Genomic DNA, 18394 nt, shown 5'->3' with positions numbered 1-18394 from the left:
TCATCCAGAAAGGAAGTGGTAATCCGTGTACCCTTGGATTTACACACGTGCTAAAGAACAACCGGATGATCTTGCTCTCATCACGGACAGCGAACGTTTGACCTGGTCCGCGCTCTACACAAAAGCACATGAACTGGCAAGTTCCTGGGCTCCCCTGCTTTCCCGTGGTGATCGTATCGCGTTATACGGTCCTTCCAGCAGCAGTTATATCATCGCCGTTCACGCCGCCCAGTTGCTTGAATTGACGATCGTTCCAATCAACATCCGCTTGAGTCAAACGGAAGTGCAGATGCAACTTAAACAAGCTGATGTCCGGTTCGTCATCTCAGACCGACCGATTGATGCACCGGTCAAACGGCTCCCGTTTCAAGTAGTCGATCCGGCGCCCGATGTTCTCGTGCGTCATATGCCGAAACATTATATCCAGTCGATGTTATTTACGAGCGGAACGACCGGACGGCCAAAAGCGGTCGAACAAACGATGCTCAATCACTTTTCGAGCGCCATGAATGCGGCCCGTCATACCGGCTCCTATCCGGATGACCGTTTCCTTGTCGTCACACCGTTGTTTCATATGAGCGGTTTAGCTGTCGTCTACCGTTCCGTCATCTATGGTGTTCCACTTATCCTTGAACCTCATTTTTCACCGAATAAGACCATTACATGGATCAAGACAGAACACATTACACACATTTCTCTCGTCTCAGTCATGTTAGATCGTTTGCTTGAAGCCGGACTGCGCCGGTTTGATTTGCGTGTCGTCCTGACCGGTGGCGGTCCCGTACCTTTACCGATTCTGACCCGCGCGTTAGACCGTGATATTCCCGTCATGCAAACGTACGGAATGACCGAGACTGCTTCCCAAGTCGCGACACTCTTGCCGGAAGAAGCGATTCGAAAGATTGGTTCTGCCGGTAAAGCCATTGCTCCGACGGAAATCCGCATCAATCGTTACCAGGAAATTGAAGTCAAAGGCCCGACTGTCATGAACGGTTATTTTGCTAATCCAGAGGCGACTGCAGCCGCCTTTACAGCGGATGGCTATTTGAAGACAGGAGATCTCGGACGAATCGATGCCGATGGTTACTTGTATGTATTGGATCGTAGAAGTGATTTGATCATTTCCGGTGGTGAAAATGTTTATCCGGCCGAAGTCGAAGCTGCCCTATTATCGATTTCAGGTATTACGGAAGCCGGTGTCGTCGGACGATTTGACCCGATCTGGGGGCAAGTACCGGTCGCTTTCATCGTCAGTACGATGCCAGAGACCGGTATCCGCGAAGAAATGGAACGTTTACTGGCAAAATACAAATGTCCCGTCACTTATTTTTACCGTGATACATTACCGCGTAACGCCAACGGTAAACTGATTCGGCGTCAGCTGAAGGAGTCACTATGACGGCAATCACCCTTCGCAGCGCGGAACTATTTGATGTGGATTTGACGTTTCGTCAGCCGATGCAGACCGCCATCTCCACGTTGTCGAAACGACAGACAACGATTCTCCGGTTGACCGATCAAGAAGGTCGAATCGGCTACGGAGAAGGTGTCGCTTTTGAGACACCTTGGTATACGGCAGAAACACAAGACTCACTTCGTGCCCTGTCACCGCTCCTTTACCGTTTGCTTGCGGCACAACCTTTATCGTCACCCGCTGACGTCCCTGCACGCTTTCAGCCGATCAAAGGAAATCAGATGGCAAAAGCGATGTTTGACGGGGCCGTTCATGAACTGTTTGCACAAGCGGAACATATCTCCCTTGCGACCTATTTGGGTGGTGATGCGACGCTGGCAATTCCGTGTGGAAAAGCACTCGGACGTTCCTCTGCCGATCAGACAATTGAAGCTGTAGGTCAGGCATTGACTGATGGATTCGAGCGGATTAAATTGAAACTGGCTCCAACGGATACAGCTATTCTTAAACAGGTTCGAAAGACTTTTCCGGATGCTCCGTTGATGTTTGATGCCAACGGAAGTTTTGATTTGTCGGATTTACCACTCCTTCAAGAGTGGGATACGTTCTCTTTGCTGATGATGGAACAGCTGTTTCCTGCTGATGACTGGTTAAGTCATCAGCAGGCTGTCTCGTTACTCAAGACACCGCTTTGTCTCGATGAATCTATTCAGACGACGCAGGATGCCTTGCTGATGCGGACACTGCAGGCAGGTCAAATCATCAACATCAAACCGGCTCGTCTCGGCGGTTTGACAGCAGCGCTCGATGTCCGAAGCATGGCGCCATCGTACTGGCTAGGCGGCATGTTTGAGAGCGGGATTGGCCGACGCCAAACGTTGGCATTCGCCACTTTACCGGGACTTGCTTATCCGATTGATATGTCCGGAACCGATCAATACTTCATTGAAGATTTGCTAGAACAGGACTACATCGTCGAAAACGGCTCGATCCGGTATGCGGAACATCCGGTTTCCCGCGAACGCCTTGAACGATTAGCCGTCTCAACAAAAATGCTCTAAACAAACAGGAGTATCACATCCCGCTCGAATCGAGGGACTTGATACTCCTGTTTGGTGTAATCGATTGACGATTCCTGACTCAATCGACTTTTGTTAAGATTTCATACCCGTCTTTTAAGACGATGACGCTATGTTCAAATTGAGAAACCAAACTTTTATTTGGTGTGTATAATGTCCAACCGTCCTTCTCGTCTTCCATACAAAATTCGTCGCCTGTTGAGATGAACGTTTCAACGGCAATGACTTGCCCTTCTTTTAACAAGTCGTTTTCCTCACGGCTGAAGTAGTTCGAAATCGACTCCGGTTCGCCGTGCAACGTCTTCCCTAACCCGTGACCCGCCAAGTTCCGGATGACGGTAAATCCGCTCTTGCGTGTCTCGGCATAAATCGCTTTGCCGATTTGATTCACCTTTGTCCCGGCTTTCACTTTCTCTAATCCTTTTTCAAGGGCAGACAACGAGACTTCAACTAAGCGGACATCTTCCGGACGACGGGCTTGTCCTGCGATGACGGTTTTGCCCGTGTCGGAGTAGTAACCGTTTTTCACAGCGGAAACGTCGACATTCACGATATCTCCCTCTTGAATGACATACGCACCCGGAATACCGTGTGCTGCCACTTCGTTCACACTGATGCAAGTTGCTCCCGGAAAATCATACATGACGATCGGTGCGGATTCCGCTCCTTGTTCTTTCAGGATACGTGCCCCGATCTCGTCCAGTTCCTTTGTCGTAATCCCTGGTTTGACGGCATTTGCCATCTCATCGCGGGCGATCGCGACAATCCGTCCAATTTCACGTAGTGCATCGTAATCATAATCCAACATCATTCATTTCCTCCTCATTCACTCAATCGTTCTTGATATAAATAGTCTGCTGAAATATCAGCAAATAAGAACATCCCATTATTCAGCGGCATACTGAAGGTCCGTGTCTGTTCACCTGAACTGAAGTCGACGTAACGGTCGGATAAGTAACCGGTATGCCGTCGTTCCATTGCGACCGTCGTTCGGATGAAGTACGGCCGGAAACTCCAATTGTACCCTTGGTAAAACGAATACCGTTTCCAGTCCCCACTTTTTTTACTGATATTCGATGACTGCTGGAAGCCGTTCGCGTCCGTGATATAAAAGCGGATAAACTCCGGTTCCATCTTTTTCGCAAGCATCAACAGCCAACTGTCGAGGTCTTCCTCTGCTTTGATCGACTGGCAATATTCGTTAAAACGAATCGTCCAATCCTGCTCCAGCTGAAACAGCCGGTTCATCTGTTCCCGGTCATATTTATAAAACATCGGGACCTCGTGAAGAAGAATCTCCATTCCCGGACATGTCGTTACCCAGTCCGGTGTTGTTTCACCGAGTAAATTTCCCATATAGTATCGTCCGCCGTGCTGCCAGGCATAACGCAACTGACCAAGATGGCTGATATTTTTGTACAACAACGGCGCGCCGAGTTGATCACAGAGATGTTCCATCGTCTGCAGTAAATGCGGATAACTGGCCGACACAGTCTTTTTCTCAATCATCGATGCCAAATCGACAATCAACATATCCGGCGACATCGAAAAGACTCGTTCCAGACTGGTCGCTTCTGCCCGGTCTAATGCGACCTTCAAACCGGAGTTTTGATAATAGGCGACGATCCGGCCGAGTCGATCAAAATCATCGACTTGCACATCCGTTAATGTGACATATAACCGGTCTTCCGGAAAATCGATTTGTGCATCACGCAAGATGCTTAAAAAATCTTCCCCTCCGTTCTCAAACAGCCAGGCCGGTCGGCAGCGGATTAAAACAAACGAATGCGCATCCGTCGGTACTTTTTGAAACGCATGTCGAATGACATGACTCATCACTTCGAGTTGATACTCAATCGGTACATCGTCTTCTTGAAAAAACGGTTTTAATGGTTCTCCCCGGAAATGGGATTGAATTTCATACCCTTCCACTTTAAAAGGCGCCGCTCCGACAATCGGCTGAAACCAAGCTTCAATTTGTTCGGGATGAACAATGACATCTAAGGCATCCATTCTTCTGCCCCCCCTTTTCTCTTGTTCCATCTTATCAAAAAAAGAACCCCTCTGTAATCAGAGAGGTCCTGTCTTTAAAATAAGGTCGTATCTTTTCTGATTGCGATGTACAGATAAACACCAAATGTCGCTGTAAGATAAATGATGCTGAGGACTCCGTATTGAATGCCGGTCGCCCCGCCCTTGCCAATCGCCAAGACAAGAAAGATAATTCCGCCAAATAACAAAGTCGCCAAAGGAATATAACGGAAGTGCCCTTTTGTCGTCTGTTCACTAATTCGTTTCGTTGCGACGACTAGCACTATCAGACAAATGAATGCCAAAGCGTAGGTAATATACACAAGATTCCGCCCTCTCTATATCGTTCATTGCTCATTTTAGCACGAGATTTCATAAAAAAGAACCGACTTGTCTGTGACAAATCGGTTCAAACTTCTTACTTTTCAAAACGTGGTTTACGTCCGCCACGGTTACGATCACTTTCACTGCGGTTACGACCAGCGTATCCACCTTCACGACGATCTGAAGAAGAAGATGTGCTGCTGCTACGGTTTCCTTCAGAAGGACGACCGCCTTCACGGCGCTCCCCACCACGTGGGTTACTGCCACGGTATCCGCCACTGCTACGGTTAGAAGAAGAACCAGAACCTGATCCACCTTTGTTACCGTAAGGACGACGGTTACCGCCGCCACCGTTGCTACCAAAACGTTTCACACGGATTGGTTCGATTGACGAAATTTGAACTGGCGTTGCATCCGGCTCTTTCGTTAATCCTTTAAGTGCTGCTGAAATCAATTCAACTGCTTCGTACTCTTCAAGAAGTTCCTGAGCGAGTGTTGTATACTCTTGAGCATTTTTCGCTTCTACACGTTTGATTAATTCTTGTGCAGCAAGTTTCAAGTTACCTTCTAGGATTTCATCAAGTGTCGGTGCATGACGACGCGACATTTTTTTGTTTGTAACACGTTCGATTGTTTTGATCTGACCGAATTCACGTGGTGTAACAAAAGTAATCGCTGATCCTGTTTTACCAGCACGACCAGTACGGCCGATACGGTGAACATAGCTTTCTGGATCTTGCGGGACATCAAAGTTATAAACGTGTGTAACGCCTGTAATATCAAGACCACGTGCCGCTACGTCTGTAGCTACAAGGATATCGATTGTTCCTTTTTTGAAACGACGGATAACTTGGTCACGTTTTGCTTGTGTTAAGTCACCGTGTAAACCGTCAGCCGTGTATCCACGTTGGACAAGTCCTTCTGTCATCTCATCAACACGTTTTTTCGTACGACCGAAGATGATTGAGAGTTCCGGAGAATCCGTATCAATCAAGCGGCAAAGCACATCGAATTTTTGGTTTTCTTTTAATTCGATAAATGATTGGTCGATGTTTTCGACAGTCATTTCTTTTGCTTTTACTTTGATGTGAGTCGGAGTCGTCATGAAACGATCTGCGATTTTACGAATCTGCGGCGGCATTGTCGCAGAGAATAAAAGTGTTTGACGAGTCGGCGGAAGTGTACCCAAGATTTTTTCGATATCTTCCACGAATCCCATGTTCAACATTTCATCTGCCTCATCCAAGATAACTGTTTGGACGTGGTCGAGGTTTAATGTTTTACGGTTCATGTGGTCCATTAGACGACCAGGTGTCGCGACGACGATTTGTGGGTTCTTACGAAGCGCACGAATCTGACGGTCGATTTGCTGACCACCGTATACTGGCAAGGCATGAACGCGTTTTACTTCACCAATGCGGTTTAGTTCTTCTGCAACTTGAATCGCAAGTTCACGAGTTGGTGCAAGGATTAATGCTTGGATATGGCGTGATTTTGCGTCAAGACGCTCGATCGTTGGAATACCGAATGCAGCTGTTTTCCCTGTTCCTGTTTGCGCTTGACCGATTAAGTCAACGCCGCTAAGACCGACTGGAATTGTTTCTGCTTGGATTGGAGTTGCTTCTTCAAAGCCCATTTTTAGGACACCTTTGATAAGTGCCTCACTAAGATTTAATTCACGAAATGTTGTCAATGCTAAATACTCTCCTTTGTCATATGAAAAGCGTCTGCCACTAAACAGACGCTACCGTAACGAATACAATCGACTACCTATTATAGCAGAACCTCTTCCTTAAAGATAGGGGCTATTTCTGCGTATAATAATGTTTAGGGAAGTCACCATCATAATCGTTGCCATAAGGGCGAGGGAAAGGCATGATGCCCGGACCGTACAACGCTCGAATTCGCGCCGCTTGCCCCCACTAGTGATGGGGTTTTATTTGGAAATGGTCGCCGGTAAGTACCAGCCGCAACCACCAAAATGATGAATTCCTAACTATTTATTCGAAACGTAGGCTTAAGTTGGTCAACTTATTTCGTTAACCGAATACCCGTTTCATGTTTTTCTATTTTTTTGTCTTTCAACAATCGACCTAAAGCACGTTTGAAGGCAGCCTTACTTAGGCCAAATACCTCATCAATCGTCTCAGGAGGTGTCTTATCACCATACGCCATCTGACCGTCATGTTCAAGCAGATGATTCATGATTAAATCCGCATCGATGTCGATTGCCTCGTGAGCACGTGGTCTTGCTGAAAGTAATACTGTACCATCTGGCTTCACATTTGTCACCCGTAATTTCATAACTTCTCCAAGTCGCGGCCAGCGTTCCATCTCTTGTTCATGGAGAAAACCAATCGTCTGTTCATTGACCCAGACGTTTACACCAGGGTCCCGTTGAGCAAAAACAAGCCCTTCAACGTCCATGTTATTCCACTCTTCCGGTGCCGGTTTTGCCTGTAAGTTGAAATAAGCATACGGAGCGGGATCTCCGAGTAAACGAAGTTTCTGGTCATGCTTCAGGCGGATATAAAGCTGATCTCCTTCTTCCGGCCAGAATGTCCGGCGCTGTGGCAAATCATCGAGTGATACTAACACGTCTTTTTGAATTCCGATATTGGCGAATACACCTGTATTGTAACGCGTGCCGTTGATCGTCGTTTTGACGTAATCTTCAAATGACGCTTCTGGAATCGTCATCGAAGAGGCGAGTCGTCCTTCATTGTCCTGATAAAGAAAGACCTCTACTTCTTCATCAAGTTCCAGTTTTTTCGTTTGTTCATTATTATGAAGTAAGATGTCCTCTTCCCCGTTGCTTAAGAAAACACCAAACTCTGCTTCTCGTTCTACTTTTAATGTGACAACCTGTCCTGCGCGTAATGCCATGAGTGGTCATCTCCCTTCTGTCGTTTCCATCATTTTTTCCCGGTTTCTGCGTATCACCTATCATACTATACTCTTTTTCCTCCCCTCTCTGACATGAAGCAAAAGTGAACAAATATGACATTTTTGTGAACGGTTCTGATTTGAGTGATTTTTTTGAAAAAAAGAGATATGATAAAACAATAGGAAAAAGAAGGTTTAGTTTAGTTAAATATGGGGGAAAAACATGTTTCATAACATTCAATCGCGTTCTTTCGCAAGACGCTTCACAAAAACATTGGTATTTGCTTTTTTTGCGTTCCTCGCAACGATCGGAATCGTCTTTGCAGAAGGTTCGAACAGTACAGATCTGTCTCCAAAGACACCTGCACTCCAACATATCGATACTCCATAAAATCTACACTAAGCGTGTGGATTTTTTTATTTTTCCCGAAGTTTCACAGGGTGATACAGGAAATCCTGGTTTTACCACGAATTCTTTTAAAGATGTATATCATCTAAACAAGGAGGGCATGTCATGTGGTTTTACCTTTTCACGACGTTTACGGGTCTCATCAGTACATATTTGAGCTATACGACCGGCTATTATACAGATTCAATCGGTGTATTCGTTTTCACACTTGCCATCTGCTTATCGCTCTCTTCTTTCAGACAACTCATTCGGACATCTCACCAGTCTTATCATGAATATGTGCAACACCGTCGAGTCAAAAAGCAGTATGAACGGATGAAAAAGCGGGAACAATCGTATCAATTATCTTACGAGCAACGGGAATCCATTCCACCACTTGCATTATCAGCGACAGAACAGCATGATAAATAAAGAACCGCTTTAACTTCGTATTACTAGGAGGAACTGAGTCACTATGAATGAAATTCCCTTATCCAACGGTTGGACCCTTCGTTACTCGCCTGTCATCGACCTGTGGTTAAAAGAAGACGGTGTCTTGCTTGTCGATCACGAAGATAAGGTCCGACTGACATTAATCCTTGACGAGGAAACGATGGAAATCAAACAGATTGATAATACTAACGCCTCTTTCTCGATTAATCCGACGACCCGTCGCTTGACGTTTGAACTTGGAGAGACCGAAGAAGAGTCGGAACCTCGTTATTGGGAATGATGACGAAGACTGGGTGCGATACCCGGTCTTTTTTTGTACAATAATAATGAAAGCAGAAAAGGAGTCTGATGCCACTATGTTACGCACAATCATCTGGTTCATATTTTTCGGACTGGTTCTACCCCTTACATTACCGTTTCTCCCGGGGGCAAAACGTCGAACACACGCTGCACGATATGTATACACACAAAAAGTTGCCCATGCCTGGGCAAACTCACTGCTCCGTCTTGCCGGAGTCAAAGTCCGGATGACCGGTCAGGAAAACATTCCGGCCGATCAACCGGTTGTTTTTATCGCCAATCACCAAGGAAATTTTGATGTTCCGATTCTACTCGGGAAAATTGATAAACCAAAAGCGTTCATCTCAAAAATCGAAGTTAATAATATTCCCATCGTCAATGTCTGGATGAATCTGATGGGATGTGTCATGATTGACCGCAAAGATCGACGACAATCGTTAAAGGCCATCCGGGCCGGAATCGAGACGATTAAAGATGGTCAGTCGATGATTATTTTTCCGGAAGGCACACGTTCTAAAGGCGGTCCTGTCGCCGAGTTCAAGGCAGGGAGTTTTACACTGGCCACATCCAGTGGTGCACTTGTCGTTCCGATTGCGATTTCGGGCAGTTATCGTGTCATGGAGGAAACCGGACGCATTCGTCCGGCGACCGTCGATGTTACGATTCTAAAACCGATTGATCCTAAATCATTGTCGCAAAAAGAATTAGTCGTTCTCGTCGAACAACAAATCAAGGAAATTGTAGAAGGAGTCTGACATGTTACTTAAAGTCGATCAACTAAAAAAAGAATTTGCCGATAAAATCGTATTCGAAGACGTGACGTTTTCCGTCAGTCCCGGTGACCGGATTGGAATCATCGGTGTCAACGGTACAGGAAAATCAACGTTACTCCATATATTAGCCGGACAAGAAACACCGGACGCAGGTGAGCTTCAACATCCGAATGATTACCGGATCCGTCTGCTGTCCCAGTCAACGGATTATCCGGAAGATCAAACGGTCATGCAAGTCTTGTTATCCGGTAATACCCCCACTATCAATGCACTTCGCCATTATGAGGTTGCGCGCCTGGCGCTTGAACAAGACCCGAGCAATGAAACGTTATTGACACGGTTCATCAGTGCACAAACAGAAATTGATGCTGCCAATGCCTGGGATACAGAATCCCGTCTCAAAATGATTTTAAACAAACTCGGTATCACGAATCTTGAAGCGACTATCGGTTCGTTGTCAGGCGGACAACGCAAGCGTGTCGGACTGGCTGAAGCATTGCTCGACGAAGCTGATCTCTTGCTACTCGATGAGCCGACCAATGAACTCGATGCCGAGACGATTACTTGGCTCGAGTCACAAATCAAGGAATACCGCGGGGCGATCTTACTCATCACCCATGATCGCTACTTCTTGAACCGTGTCACGAACCACATGATGGAAATCGCGAATGGAACAGCCTACTTCTATGTCGGTAATTATGAATCGTTCTTAGAAAAGCGTGCGGAACGCCGGGAACGGACTGCCTCTATGGAGGAAAAACGTCAAAATATTCTCCGCCGGGAACTCGCCTGGTTACGTCGCGGAGCGAAAGCACGGACAACGAAACAAAAAGCACGGATCCAGCGTGTCGATGCCTTGCAGGAACTTTCATACGAAGAAGACGAAGCATCACTCGAAGTTCAGGTCGGTTCAACACGACTCGGCAAAAAAGTCATCGAGGCTGTTGATGTCAAGCATCAGTTTGGCGACCGGACGTTGTTCAGCGACTTTAATTGGCTATTCGGTCGTAAGGAAAGATACGGAATCGTCGGCCGCAACGGGAGCGGCAAGTCCACTTTATTATCCATCCTTGCCAAACGTCTAGAATCGACGAGCGGTGACATTATTCATGGCGAAACCGTCAAAGTCGGATTCTACGGTCAGTTCGCAGAATTCAGTCACCCTAACCGGCGCGTCATTGAAGAAGTCGAACGGATTGCCCAAGTCATCACGACGTTGGACGGTCAAGAAATCACAGCCGGTCAGATGTTGGAACAATTTTTATTTAAGCCAGAAGCACAATATAAACCAATCGGTAAATTATCCGGTGGTGAAAAACGACGGTTAAAACTGCTGACCATCCTGATGGATGAACCAAATGTTCTGTTCCTTGACGAGCCGACCAACGATTTGGATACGGAAACATTATCCGTATTGGAAGATTACCTCGATTCGTTCCCCGGAACGGTCATCACGGTCAGTCATGATCGCTATTTCCTCGACCGTGTCGTGAATCGGTTATTGGCATTCGAAAACGGCGAGATCGTGTCTTATTATGGTCAATACACTGATTATTTGGAGCAACGGGAACTCCCGTCTACGACTATCGAAACTGTGCCTGTCGTCAAAGACGCTACACCTGTCGAGACACCGCCTGCCGAGACTCCTAAGAAATTGAGTTATCAAGAACAACTCGACTGGAAAACGATTGAGTCTCAAATTGAAGAAGCCGAACTTCATGCCGAATCCCTTGAACAGAAGCTGGCTTCTTCCGGGAGTGATTTAGGTCAGGTCAACGATCTCTATCAACAAATCGAACAGGCGAAAGCAAAAGTCGATCAGTTGATGGAGTACTGGACATACCTGTCCGAAAAAGTGGAAGCGTACGAAAGCTACAAAAAGTAATCCTGCCTTTTTATAAATCGTATCCTTTCGTCAACATGACGGACGGATACGATTTATTTTTTTGAATCACATGAACCGGACAAAAGCAGTGTATGATGAGAAAAAGACAGACCAATTCATGTGAGGAGGCAGTTTCGTGCAGCAATCTCCCTATTTCATAAAATGGTTTCCACCCTTACTGATCATTTCCACGGTCTTGATGGTAATTGCTTCTGCAAACGAATCGATTCCAAATCTTATCGTTGAGCAAATCCTACAATACCTATCGTTGGTATTGATTACTTTTTTTATCCTGGTCGCCTATAAAAAAGAACAGCTTCTGATCGTTCCAAGACGAAATTTTTGGTTGTTCACTCTTGGCTCTTTATGTTTATCCGTCATCGGATCGATCTTAGAAACAATTCATTTATTCAGTCCTGCTGAAAGCTTTTCCGGACTCTACAGCATGGTCTTGTTTTCGTTGTCCCATTACTTGTTTTTATATGCTATTTTTTACCGGATTGCATCTAAAAAAAGTTTTGGTCAACACCTCTTGGCTTTTATGGATGCCATCATTTTGGTCATTTTTTTCGCACTTGTTGCGTTTCATATTCTGAATGAACTGGTTAATCCTGCAGTCAATCCGTTTCCATACTCACTTGTCGTCATCATCAACACGTCACTCGGTTTGTTCGTCTTCTTTTATTTTTTCTTTATCCAGGACACGCATTGGGTATCACGAACAACTTTGCTTCTGCTCTTTTTATCAATTTTCATTCGTGGAATTTACGAAATATCATCCGTCTACTTTCCGGCGTTCACGATGCAGTATCTGATTTTCTCACCAATTCTTATCCGTTTGGCCCAAAGTGCGGCCATCCTTTGGCACATTGATCACATCTTTGAAGGGACTAACAAATCATCTATCGTCCAACGCGCTTGGCTACCGTTGTTATCTTTGCCGTTATTCTTTCATTATTTCCTCGATGAAGACGGACAAAAACGGGATGTCTTTGTCATCTTATTGTTATTGATTGTCCGCCAAATTTTCATCACACGGCAACATACATCCATCGTCCATCAGTTAGATACCCGGAATGAGCAGTTGGCGATACGGGTTGAGCGGCGAACACAACAAATTAAAGCAAGTGAACAACAAGTCATCCCATTGTTCCTCGGACACCCTGACCCCATCGTTCGTTTTAATAAGCTTCAAGAACCCATTTTTGCGAATCGGGCTGCTCAACGAATTTTGGGTCTCCCCGCCATGACAATTGATCATTTGACAGATAAATTAAAACATGTTCAGACTGCCTTGAAAACGAAAAAAAATCATTATCAAAATGAAGCGAATCAACAATTCGAATTGATTCTGATTCCTATCAAGATAGCCGATACTGCCGTTGGTCACTTCCTGATTCTCCATGATGTGACAGAGCGAATGGCACGACAACAGCAAATCGAATACCATGCCTATCATGATGGATTGACGCACATCGGCAATCGCCGTTCTTTAGAAAAAATGTTTAATGAAAAAACATCTACCTTGAATTATCTGGCTTTGATTGACTTGGACGGCTTCAAACAAATTAATGACACGTACGGCCATGAAACCGGAGACTATATCTTGATAGAAGTGGCACGACGTCTTGCGTCCGAATTATCCGCCGACGAATCCGTCTACCGGCTTGGCGGGGATGAATTTGCTTTACTGACCTCGGCGAAGGATGAAGTTTCCTTAAGACGACGCTGTAAAGTCTTTTTGAATCAGCTGTCGAAACCCTATCATTATCGCGGAGAACTGCTACGCGTTTCTGCCAGTGTCGGCGTCGCACGCCACGATCCGGAAACTGATTTAGAACAATGGCTCAAACAGGCCGATTTAGCAATGTATCGTGTGAAACATCAAGATAAAAATGGGGTTAGGATTTATCGTTCCGAGATTGAATGAGTGTACCTGTCCAAAAAAACCGGCCCTTCCGTAAACATTCGGAAAGGCCGGTTTTGATTATTCTGGACGTGGTGCGATGTTTCCTTCTTCAATATCGAGTAATAAATCAATCAACTCGGCACAAAATTCGGGATACTGACGTAACAAGGCATCTTCTCCTACTTCGTCTACGAAATCAGCTAAAAGAATCCGGACTTCCGGAACTAATGCTTTGGCGACTTTCATGTAAGCAATCGCAAAACGCCATTTCCCCGAGATATAAAGAAGTTTACCGACCAACAAATCACCGGGCTCGACTTCAATTTCTGCTAACTCCGTCTGATACGTCTGTTTTGACATGATGTCGACGACCCGCTCTTCCTCAACAAGAAACAACGAGGGAACCGGATCCGCCAAACCTCTCAGCGCACGGTACAGACTCGGTGACATGTCTTCCTTGACCTGTTCTAAAAAACGGCCGTGCGGCGTTTTCCCTTGTTCATCGGTTTCATAGAAAATTGCCCAATCTACGAATAAATCACGGAACAGTTCAGCGTCTTTCAAATACCAACGTCCTTCCGTTGCGATTTCTTCGATGAAGGCCACCCAGTCTGTACTTCTGGCCGTTGCGGCTTCTTGATACATCTTCTTAAGCGCCGTATTCATCTCCGCTTCCGATACGGTCGTTGGAAAAGGGATTATTTTTCGCTCGCTTTTCATCGTGTCGGTCCTTTCCGGTGTGGGTTCGCCGGTCGTTTGATTGTTTCGGGTTCCGTGTGTTCCCGTTTCGGAATCACTTCGCCACGATAAATTTCCATCTCTTCCATTTCCACACCCATTTGCTTAGTCAGGGTCTTCAGGTGTTTCAAATCGTGATCCGTGACAAGGGCAAGAACCATACCAGATGCATTCCCGCGTCCTGTCCGTCCAGAACGGTGAACGAAATCATCGAATGACTCAGGTAAATCATAATGGACGACATGGGTAACCGCCTCGATGTCGAGTCCACGAGCTGCGAGGCCCGTCGTCACGAGCAATGGGAACTCGCCCCGTTTATACGAACGGAGTGTCTCCATCCGTTCCCGTTTTCCTTTTTCAGCGTCAAGAATGCGGTATTTTAATGAGAATTTACTGAGTTCGCCGTTTAACGGTCCAAGGAATGAGCGGTTATTGATGAACGTCAATACTTTCGCTCCCTGCATGTTCGCCAGGCGACGCAAGTATTCCGGTTTAAGACGGCGTGACATTTCGATATAACCGAATTTCACTTGCGTACTCATGACACGTTCTACTTTAATCCGTGCAGGCTCGTTCGCAAATAATGTTTTTCCCCATTCAGCTGTTCGTTCCGGCAATGTCGCCGAGATAAAGGCCAGCTGACGATCCCGCAGTGCACTGTTGGCAATTCGTGTTGCCGACGCGCTCATGCCGCTCTCATAAATTTGATCGGCTTCATCTAAAACTATCAGTTTTACTTTATGCATCTTCATTTTTTTAGAATCAATCAGTTCGACGAGTCGTCCCGGGGTTCCGACGATGATTTGCGGTTTTTTCTTCAATCGTTCATGCTGGCGTTTGAGTTCGACGCCACCAATGAAGGCACCTGATTTTATGCCGCTTCCTTGCGAAAACAGTTGAATAACTTGATGGATCTGCATGACCAGTTCACGTGTCGGTGCTGTAATCACGACTTGGATATGCGGTTCATTTTCATCAATCAATTCTAATGCAGGAATGACATATGCTAATGTTTTCCCGGTCCCGGTCGGTGCTTCGACCAAAACATCTTTTCTTTCGCGTAATAATGGAATCGCCTGTTCTTGAACCGGCATCATTTTTTCGAAGCGGGCGCGTTCCCATGCTTCTGTAATAAAAGGTTTCATAAAGTCCATAACGTGTATTCTCCTACTCTCTTCTGCATCATTCTGTGACATATTCAAATTGATCGGTCGTTTCGTCACGCAGACCACGTAACGTTTGTGTGTATTCGTTCCCTGCGTCGATGAGCCGGATGTGATATACCACTTCCTGGTCATTCTTTATTTCTTCCGTCAAAATATCAAACCCTTGAATGACCCGGTCTTGAAGTTCATCCGCCAGTTTCGGAAACTGACTGAGCACCGGGTAATCGGATCGGACATCATTCGGGCGACGAATCAGCTTCACCAAGTATTTTTCTTTATATCCGATGAAGTCTTCAAAATCAAAGTCATCTTCAAAACGAATCCAAAAGCCGTCTTCCTCAAACTCCGTAATCATTCCCGTTCGCGGTGTTCCTTCAGTCGATACTTTTAACGTCACCCAATCACCTGCTCTATAATCGGCACGGTCTTCCAACATCGAAAAATCCATTTTATGCACCTCCACGGTCTATATTCCCTTTTTCATTGTCAACGATACGTCATAAAAATACAAGATAACCCGGTGTGACTTTTATCACGATTCGAACTGTCTTGTTTAGATACATATAAAAATAGTGATACAGAATTTAAAATATGGCTTTATTTCGCCCTTTTTCTGTTTTTTAAGCATATTCCAATCACTGGTACACATTTAACGGATTCCTTATGTACCAACGTTTTTCAAGTCCTTTACGCTTTCACCGGGATGTAAAACTCTTCCCCCCTAATGTTTGTTACACTATTCACATAGGGGATGTATCTTGGACTGTTCACCTTAAAAACAAAGGAGTGTTCGTGATGTTACTTGAAAAAACACCAGCATGGCAACAATTCGAAACAGGCGCATGGAACAATCAAATTGACGTAGCTGATTTCATCCGTCGAAACCGGACAGAATACCGGGGAGACGATCAGTTTCTTGCAGGACCAACCGTGGCTACGGAAACACTGTGGCAACAAATCATGAATTTAACAAGTGAAGAACGTTCACGTGGTGGCGTCTATGCCGTCGATGCTTCGATACCTTCAACGATTCTGTCACACGGTCCAGGATACCTCAACCGCGAACTCGAACAAATCGTCGGTCTGCAAACCGACGAACCATTTAAACGTTCCATTCATCCGAACGGCGGGATTCGAATGGTCAATGATGCTTTAGAAGCCTATGGTTTCCAAGCCGATCCCCTCGTAACAAAAACATTTAGTGAATATCGTAAAACACATAATCAAGGCGTGTTCGATGCTTATACGCCTGAAATGCGTGCTGCCCGTAAAGCGGGTATCATCACAGGTCTTCCGGATGCCTATGGACGCGGTCGGATTATCGGAGACTATCGCCGTGTTGCGCTGTACGGTACAGCCTTCTTGATTGCAGGACGGAAACAAGATTTAAAAGACCGCGGCGGCTTCTTATCCGAATCGATGATCCGGGACCGTGAAGAGATGAACGAACAAATTCGGGCGTTACAAGAACTGACCGAGCTCGGTCAACGTTATGACTGCGACTTATCCCGTCCGGCGGAAACCGCCCAAGAAGCGTTCCAATGGGTGTACCTTGCTTACCTCGCTGCAATCAAAGAACAAAATGGGGCTGCGATGTCACTCGGCCGCGTCTCGACGTTCCTTGATATCTATATCGAACGCGATTTACAGTCAGGACGTTTGACGGAACAGACTGCCCAGGAACTTGTCGATCATTTTGTCATGAAGCTGCGAATCGTCAAATTCCTCCGGACACCGGACTACAATGATTTATTCTCCGGTGATCCGACCTGGGTCACGGAATCAATCGGCGGGATGAGTGAGGACGGTCGCTCCAACGTGACAAAAAGTTCGTTCCGCTTCCTGCAGACACTTGTCAATCTCGGTCCGGCTCCAGAACCGAATCTGACGGTCCTCTGGTCCACACAACTACCGCGCGGCTTTAAAGAATTTTGTGCCAAGATGTCGATTCTCTCCAGTTCGATCCAGTATGAAAATGATGATCTAATGTTGCCGATTTATGGCGACGACTACGGCATCGCGTGCTGTGTTTCCGCCATGAAAATCGGGAAGCAAATGCAATTTTTCGGAGCACGGGCGAACTTAGCAAAAGCATTGCTCTATACGTTAAACGGCGGCATGGATGAAAAACTTAAAATTCAAGTTGCTCCAAAGACGAACTTGATTTTAGATGATGTCTTAGATTATGAAACGGTCATGGCTGCTTACGACCGTCAGCTTGACTGGTTGGCGGAACTCTATGTCAATACATTGAACGTCATTCACTTCATGCATGATAAATACAGTTACGAACGCATCGAAATGGCGTTGCACGATCCGGAAATCTTACGGACGATGGCTTGCGGTATCGCCGGACTCTCTGTCGTGGCCGACAGCCTGTCCGCCATTCGTTACGCTAAAGTCTCCCCGATTCGTGATGCTGACGGAATTGCGGTTGATTTTAAAATCGAAGGTGACTTCCCGAAATTCGGAAATAATGATGAACGGGTCGATCAGATGGCGGTTGATCTCGTCAAACTGTTTATGGAAAAAATCCGGAAACATCCGACGTACCGTGATGCTTTACCGACTCAATCCGTCTTGACGATTACTTCAAATGTCGTCTACGGCAAAAAAACCGGCAATACGCCGGACGGACGACGTGCTGGTGAACCATTCGCACCGGGAGCCAATCCAATGCATGGTCGGGATACGAAGGGTGCCGTCGCCGCATTGACTTCCGTCGGGAAATTACCGTATGAACATGCCCTTGACGGCATTTCCTACACGTTCTCCATCGTCCCGAAAGCACTGGGGAAAGATGAACCGACACGAATTCGAAATACAGTCGGACTGCTTGACGGCTACATGGGCGGAACTACTTCAAAAGGACATCACTTAAACGTCAATGTCTTCGACCGGGAGACATTACTCGATGCGATGGAACATCCGGAACTTTATCCCCAATTGACGATCCGTGTTTCCGGTTACGCCGTCAACTTCATCAAGTTGACCCGCGAACAGCAAATCGACGTCATCAACCGGACGTTCCACGGTGCACTTTAACTG

17 protein-coding genes are annotated in these 18394 nt (G+C 46.1%); 9 read left to right on the top strand and 8 right to left on the bottom strand.

The window, feature by feature from the left end; genetic code table 11:
• The first annotated feature begins 25 nt into the window (after window positions 1-25).
• Entirely contained in the window at window positions 26-1399 is a 1374-nt protein-coding gene (gene menE, locus HNY42_RS04625) for an o-succinylbenzoate--CoA ligase (protein ID WP_131504197.1), read from the top strand.
• Window positions 1396-2475 carry an o-succinylbenzoate synthase gene (menC, locus tag HNY42_RS04620; RefSeq protein ID WP_131504198.1) on the top strand — a complete coding sequence of 360 codons (1080 nt, stop codon included), beginning with the start codon at window positions 1396-1398 and terminating at the stop codon, window positions 2473-2475. The genes menE and menC overlap by 4 nt, the downstream gene beginning before the upstream one ends.
• Before the next feature lie 79 nt (window positions 2476-2554).
• On the opposite strand, the gene map is transcribed toward menC, so the two are convergent.
• The 5 genes from map to HNY42_RS04595 all read right to left on the bottom strand — a co-directional run bounded on the left by map (window position 2555) and on the right by HNY42_RS04595 (window position 7734).
• Entirely contained in the window at window positions 2555-3301 is a 747-nt protein-coding gene (map, locus tag HNY42_RS04615) for a type I methionyl aminopeptidase (RefSeq protein ID WP_188005415.1), read from the bottom strand.
• Between the two features lie 14 nt (window positions 3302-3315).
• A complete protein-coding gene (locus HNY42_RS04610; RefSeq protein WP_131504200.1) occupies window positions 3316-4506 on the bottom strand; it encodes an EAL-associated domain-containing protein in 1191 nt (396 codons plus the stop codon).
• Between the two features lie 74 nt (window positions 4507-4580).
• The gene (locus HNY42_RS04605) at window positions 4581-4847 is read right to left on the bottom strand and encodes a hypothetical protein (protein ID WP_131504201.1); all 267 of its coding nucleotides are present in this window, start codon (window positions 4845-4847) and stop codon (window positions 4581-4583) included.
• A gap of 95 nt (window positions 4848-4942) precedes the next feature.
• Window positions 4943-6541 (bottom strand): degradosome RNA helicase CshA, encoded by a 1599-nt coding sequence (locus HNY42_RS04600; protein ID WP_131504202.1) that lies wholly within the window; start codon window positions 6539-6541, stop codon window positions 4943-4945.
• A 338-nt stretch (window positions 6542-6879) separates the two neighbouring features.
• Window positions 6880-7734: a S1-like domain-containing RNA-binding protein gene (locus tag HNY42_RS04595; protein ID WP_114596826.1), complete on the bottom strand. Its 855-nt coding sequence runs from the start codon at window positions 7732-7734 to the stop codon at window positions 6880-6882.
• A gap of 223 nt (window positions 7735-7957) precedes the next feature.
• Between HNY42_RS04595 and HNY42_RS04590 the strand changes: the two genes are divergently transcribed.
• The 6 genes from HNY42_RS04590 (at window position 7958) to HNY42_RS04565 (ending at window position 13463) form a co-directional block, all read left to right on the top strand.
• Window positions 7958-8125 carry a hypothetical protein gene (locus HNY42_RS04590; protein ID WP_012369521.1) on the top strand — a complete coding sequence of 56 codons (168 nt, stop codon included), beginning with the start codon at window positions 7958-7960 and terminating at the stop codon, window positions 8123-8125.
• Window positions 8126-8248: 123 nt separating this feature from the next.
• Window positions 8249-8554 carry a hypothetical protein gene (locus tag HNY42_RS04585; protein WP_131504203.1) on the top strand — a complete coding sequence of 102 codons (306 nt, stop codon included), beginning with the start codon at window positions 8249-8251 and terminating at the stop codon, window positions 8552-8554.
• A 43-nt stretch (window positions 8555-8597) separates the two neighbouring features.
• A complete protein-coding gene (locus HNY42_RS04580; RefSeq protein ID WP_131504204.1) occupies window positions 8598-8855 on the top strand; it encodes a hypothetical protein in 258 nt (85 codons plus the stop codon).
• A gap of 76 nt (window positions 8856-8931) precedes the next feature.
• Window positions 8932-9630 (top strand): lysophospholipid acyltransferase family protein, encoded by a 699-nt coding sequence (locus HNY42_RS04575; RefSeq protein WP_188005185.1) that lies wholly within the window; start codon window positions 8932-8934, stop codon window positions 9628-9630.
• Window position 9631: 1 nt separating this feature from the next.
• A complete protein-coding gene (locus tag HNY42_RS04570) occupies window positions 9632-11533 on the top strand; it encodes an ABC-F family ATP-binding cassette domain-containing protein (RefSeq protein ID WP_131973606.1) in 1902 nt (633 codons plus the stop codon).
• 136 nt (window positions 11534-11669) lie between these two features.
• On the top strand, window positions 11670-13463 hold the full coding sequence (locus HNY42_RS04565; RefSeq protein ID WP_131504207.1) for a GGDEF domain-containing protein: 1794 nt from the start codon (window positions 11670-11672) through the stop codon (window positions 13461-13463).
• Window positions 13464-13520: 57 nt separating this feature from the next.
• Here the strand turns inward: HNY42_RS04565 and HNY42_RS04560 are convergent, their stop codons facing one another.
• Genes HNY42_RS04560 through HNY42_RS04550 form a run of 3 tightly spaced genes read right to left on the bottom strand, consistent with a single transcriptional unit; the run spans window position 13521 to window position 15794 of the window.
• Window positions 13521-14162: a hypothetical protein gene (locus tag HNY42_RS04560; RefSeq protein WP_131504208.1), complete on the bottom strand. Its 642-nt coding sequence runs from the start codon at window positions 14160-14162 to the stop codon at window positions 13521-13523.
• Window positions 14159-15334: a DEAD/DEAH box helicase gene (locus HNY42_RS04555; RefSeq protein ID WP_131504209.1), complete on the bottom strand. Its 1176-nt coding sequence runs from the start codon at window positions 15332-15334 to the stop codon at window positions 14159-14161. Before HNY42_RS04555 ends, HNY42_RS04560 begins: the two co-directional genes overlap by 4 nt.
• 28 nt (window positions 15335-15362) lie before the next feature.
• Window positions 15363-15794: a hypothetical protein gene (locus HNY42_RS04550; RefSeq protein ID WP_131504210.1), complete on the bottom strand. Its 432-nt coding sequence runs from the start codon at window positions 15792-15794 to the stop codon at window positions 15363-15365.
• A gap of 347 nt (window positions 15795-16141) precedes the next feature.
• Here HNY42_RS04550 and pflB point away from each other — a divergent pair, with 347 nt between their 5' ends.
• On the top strand, window positions 16142-18391 hold the full coding sequence (gene pflB, locus HNY42_RS04545) for a formate C-acetyltransferase (protein WP_131504211.1): 2250 nt from the start codon (window positions 16142-16144) through the stop codon (window positions 18389-18391).
• Window positions 18392-18394 lie beyond the last annotated feature (3 nt).

The organism is Exiguobacterium sp. Helios, assembly GCF_014524545.1.
In the GTDB taxonomy this organism is placed as follows: Bacteria; Bacillota; Bacilli; order Exiguobacteriales; family Exiguobacteriaceae; genus Exiguobacterium_A.
Note: the sequence above shows the minus strand (reverse complement) of the source record. Positions and strands in the feature narration are given on the sequence as shown.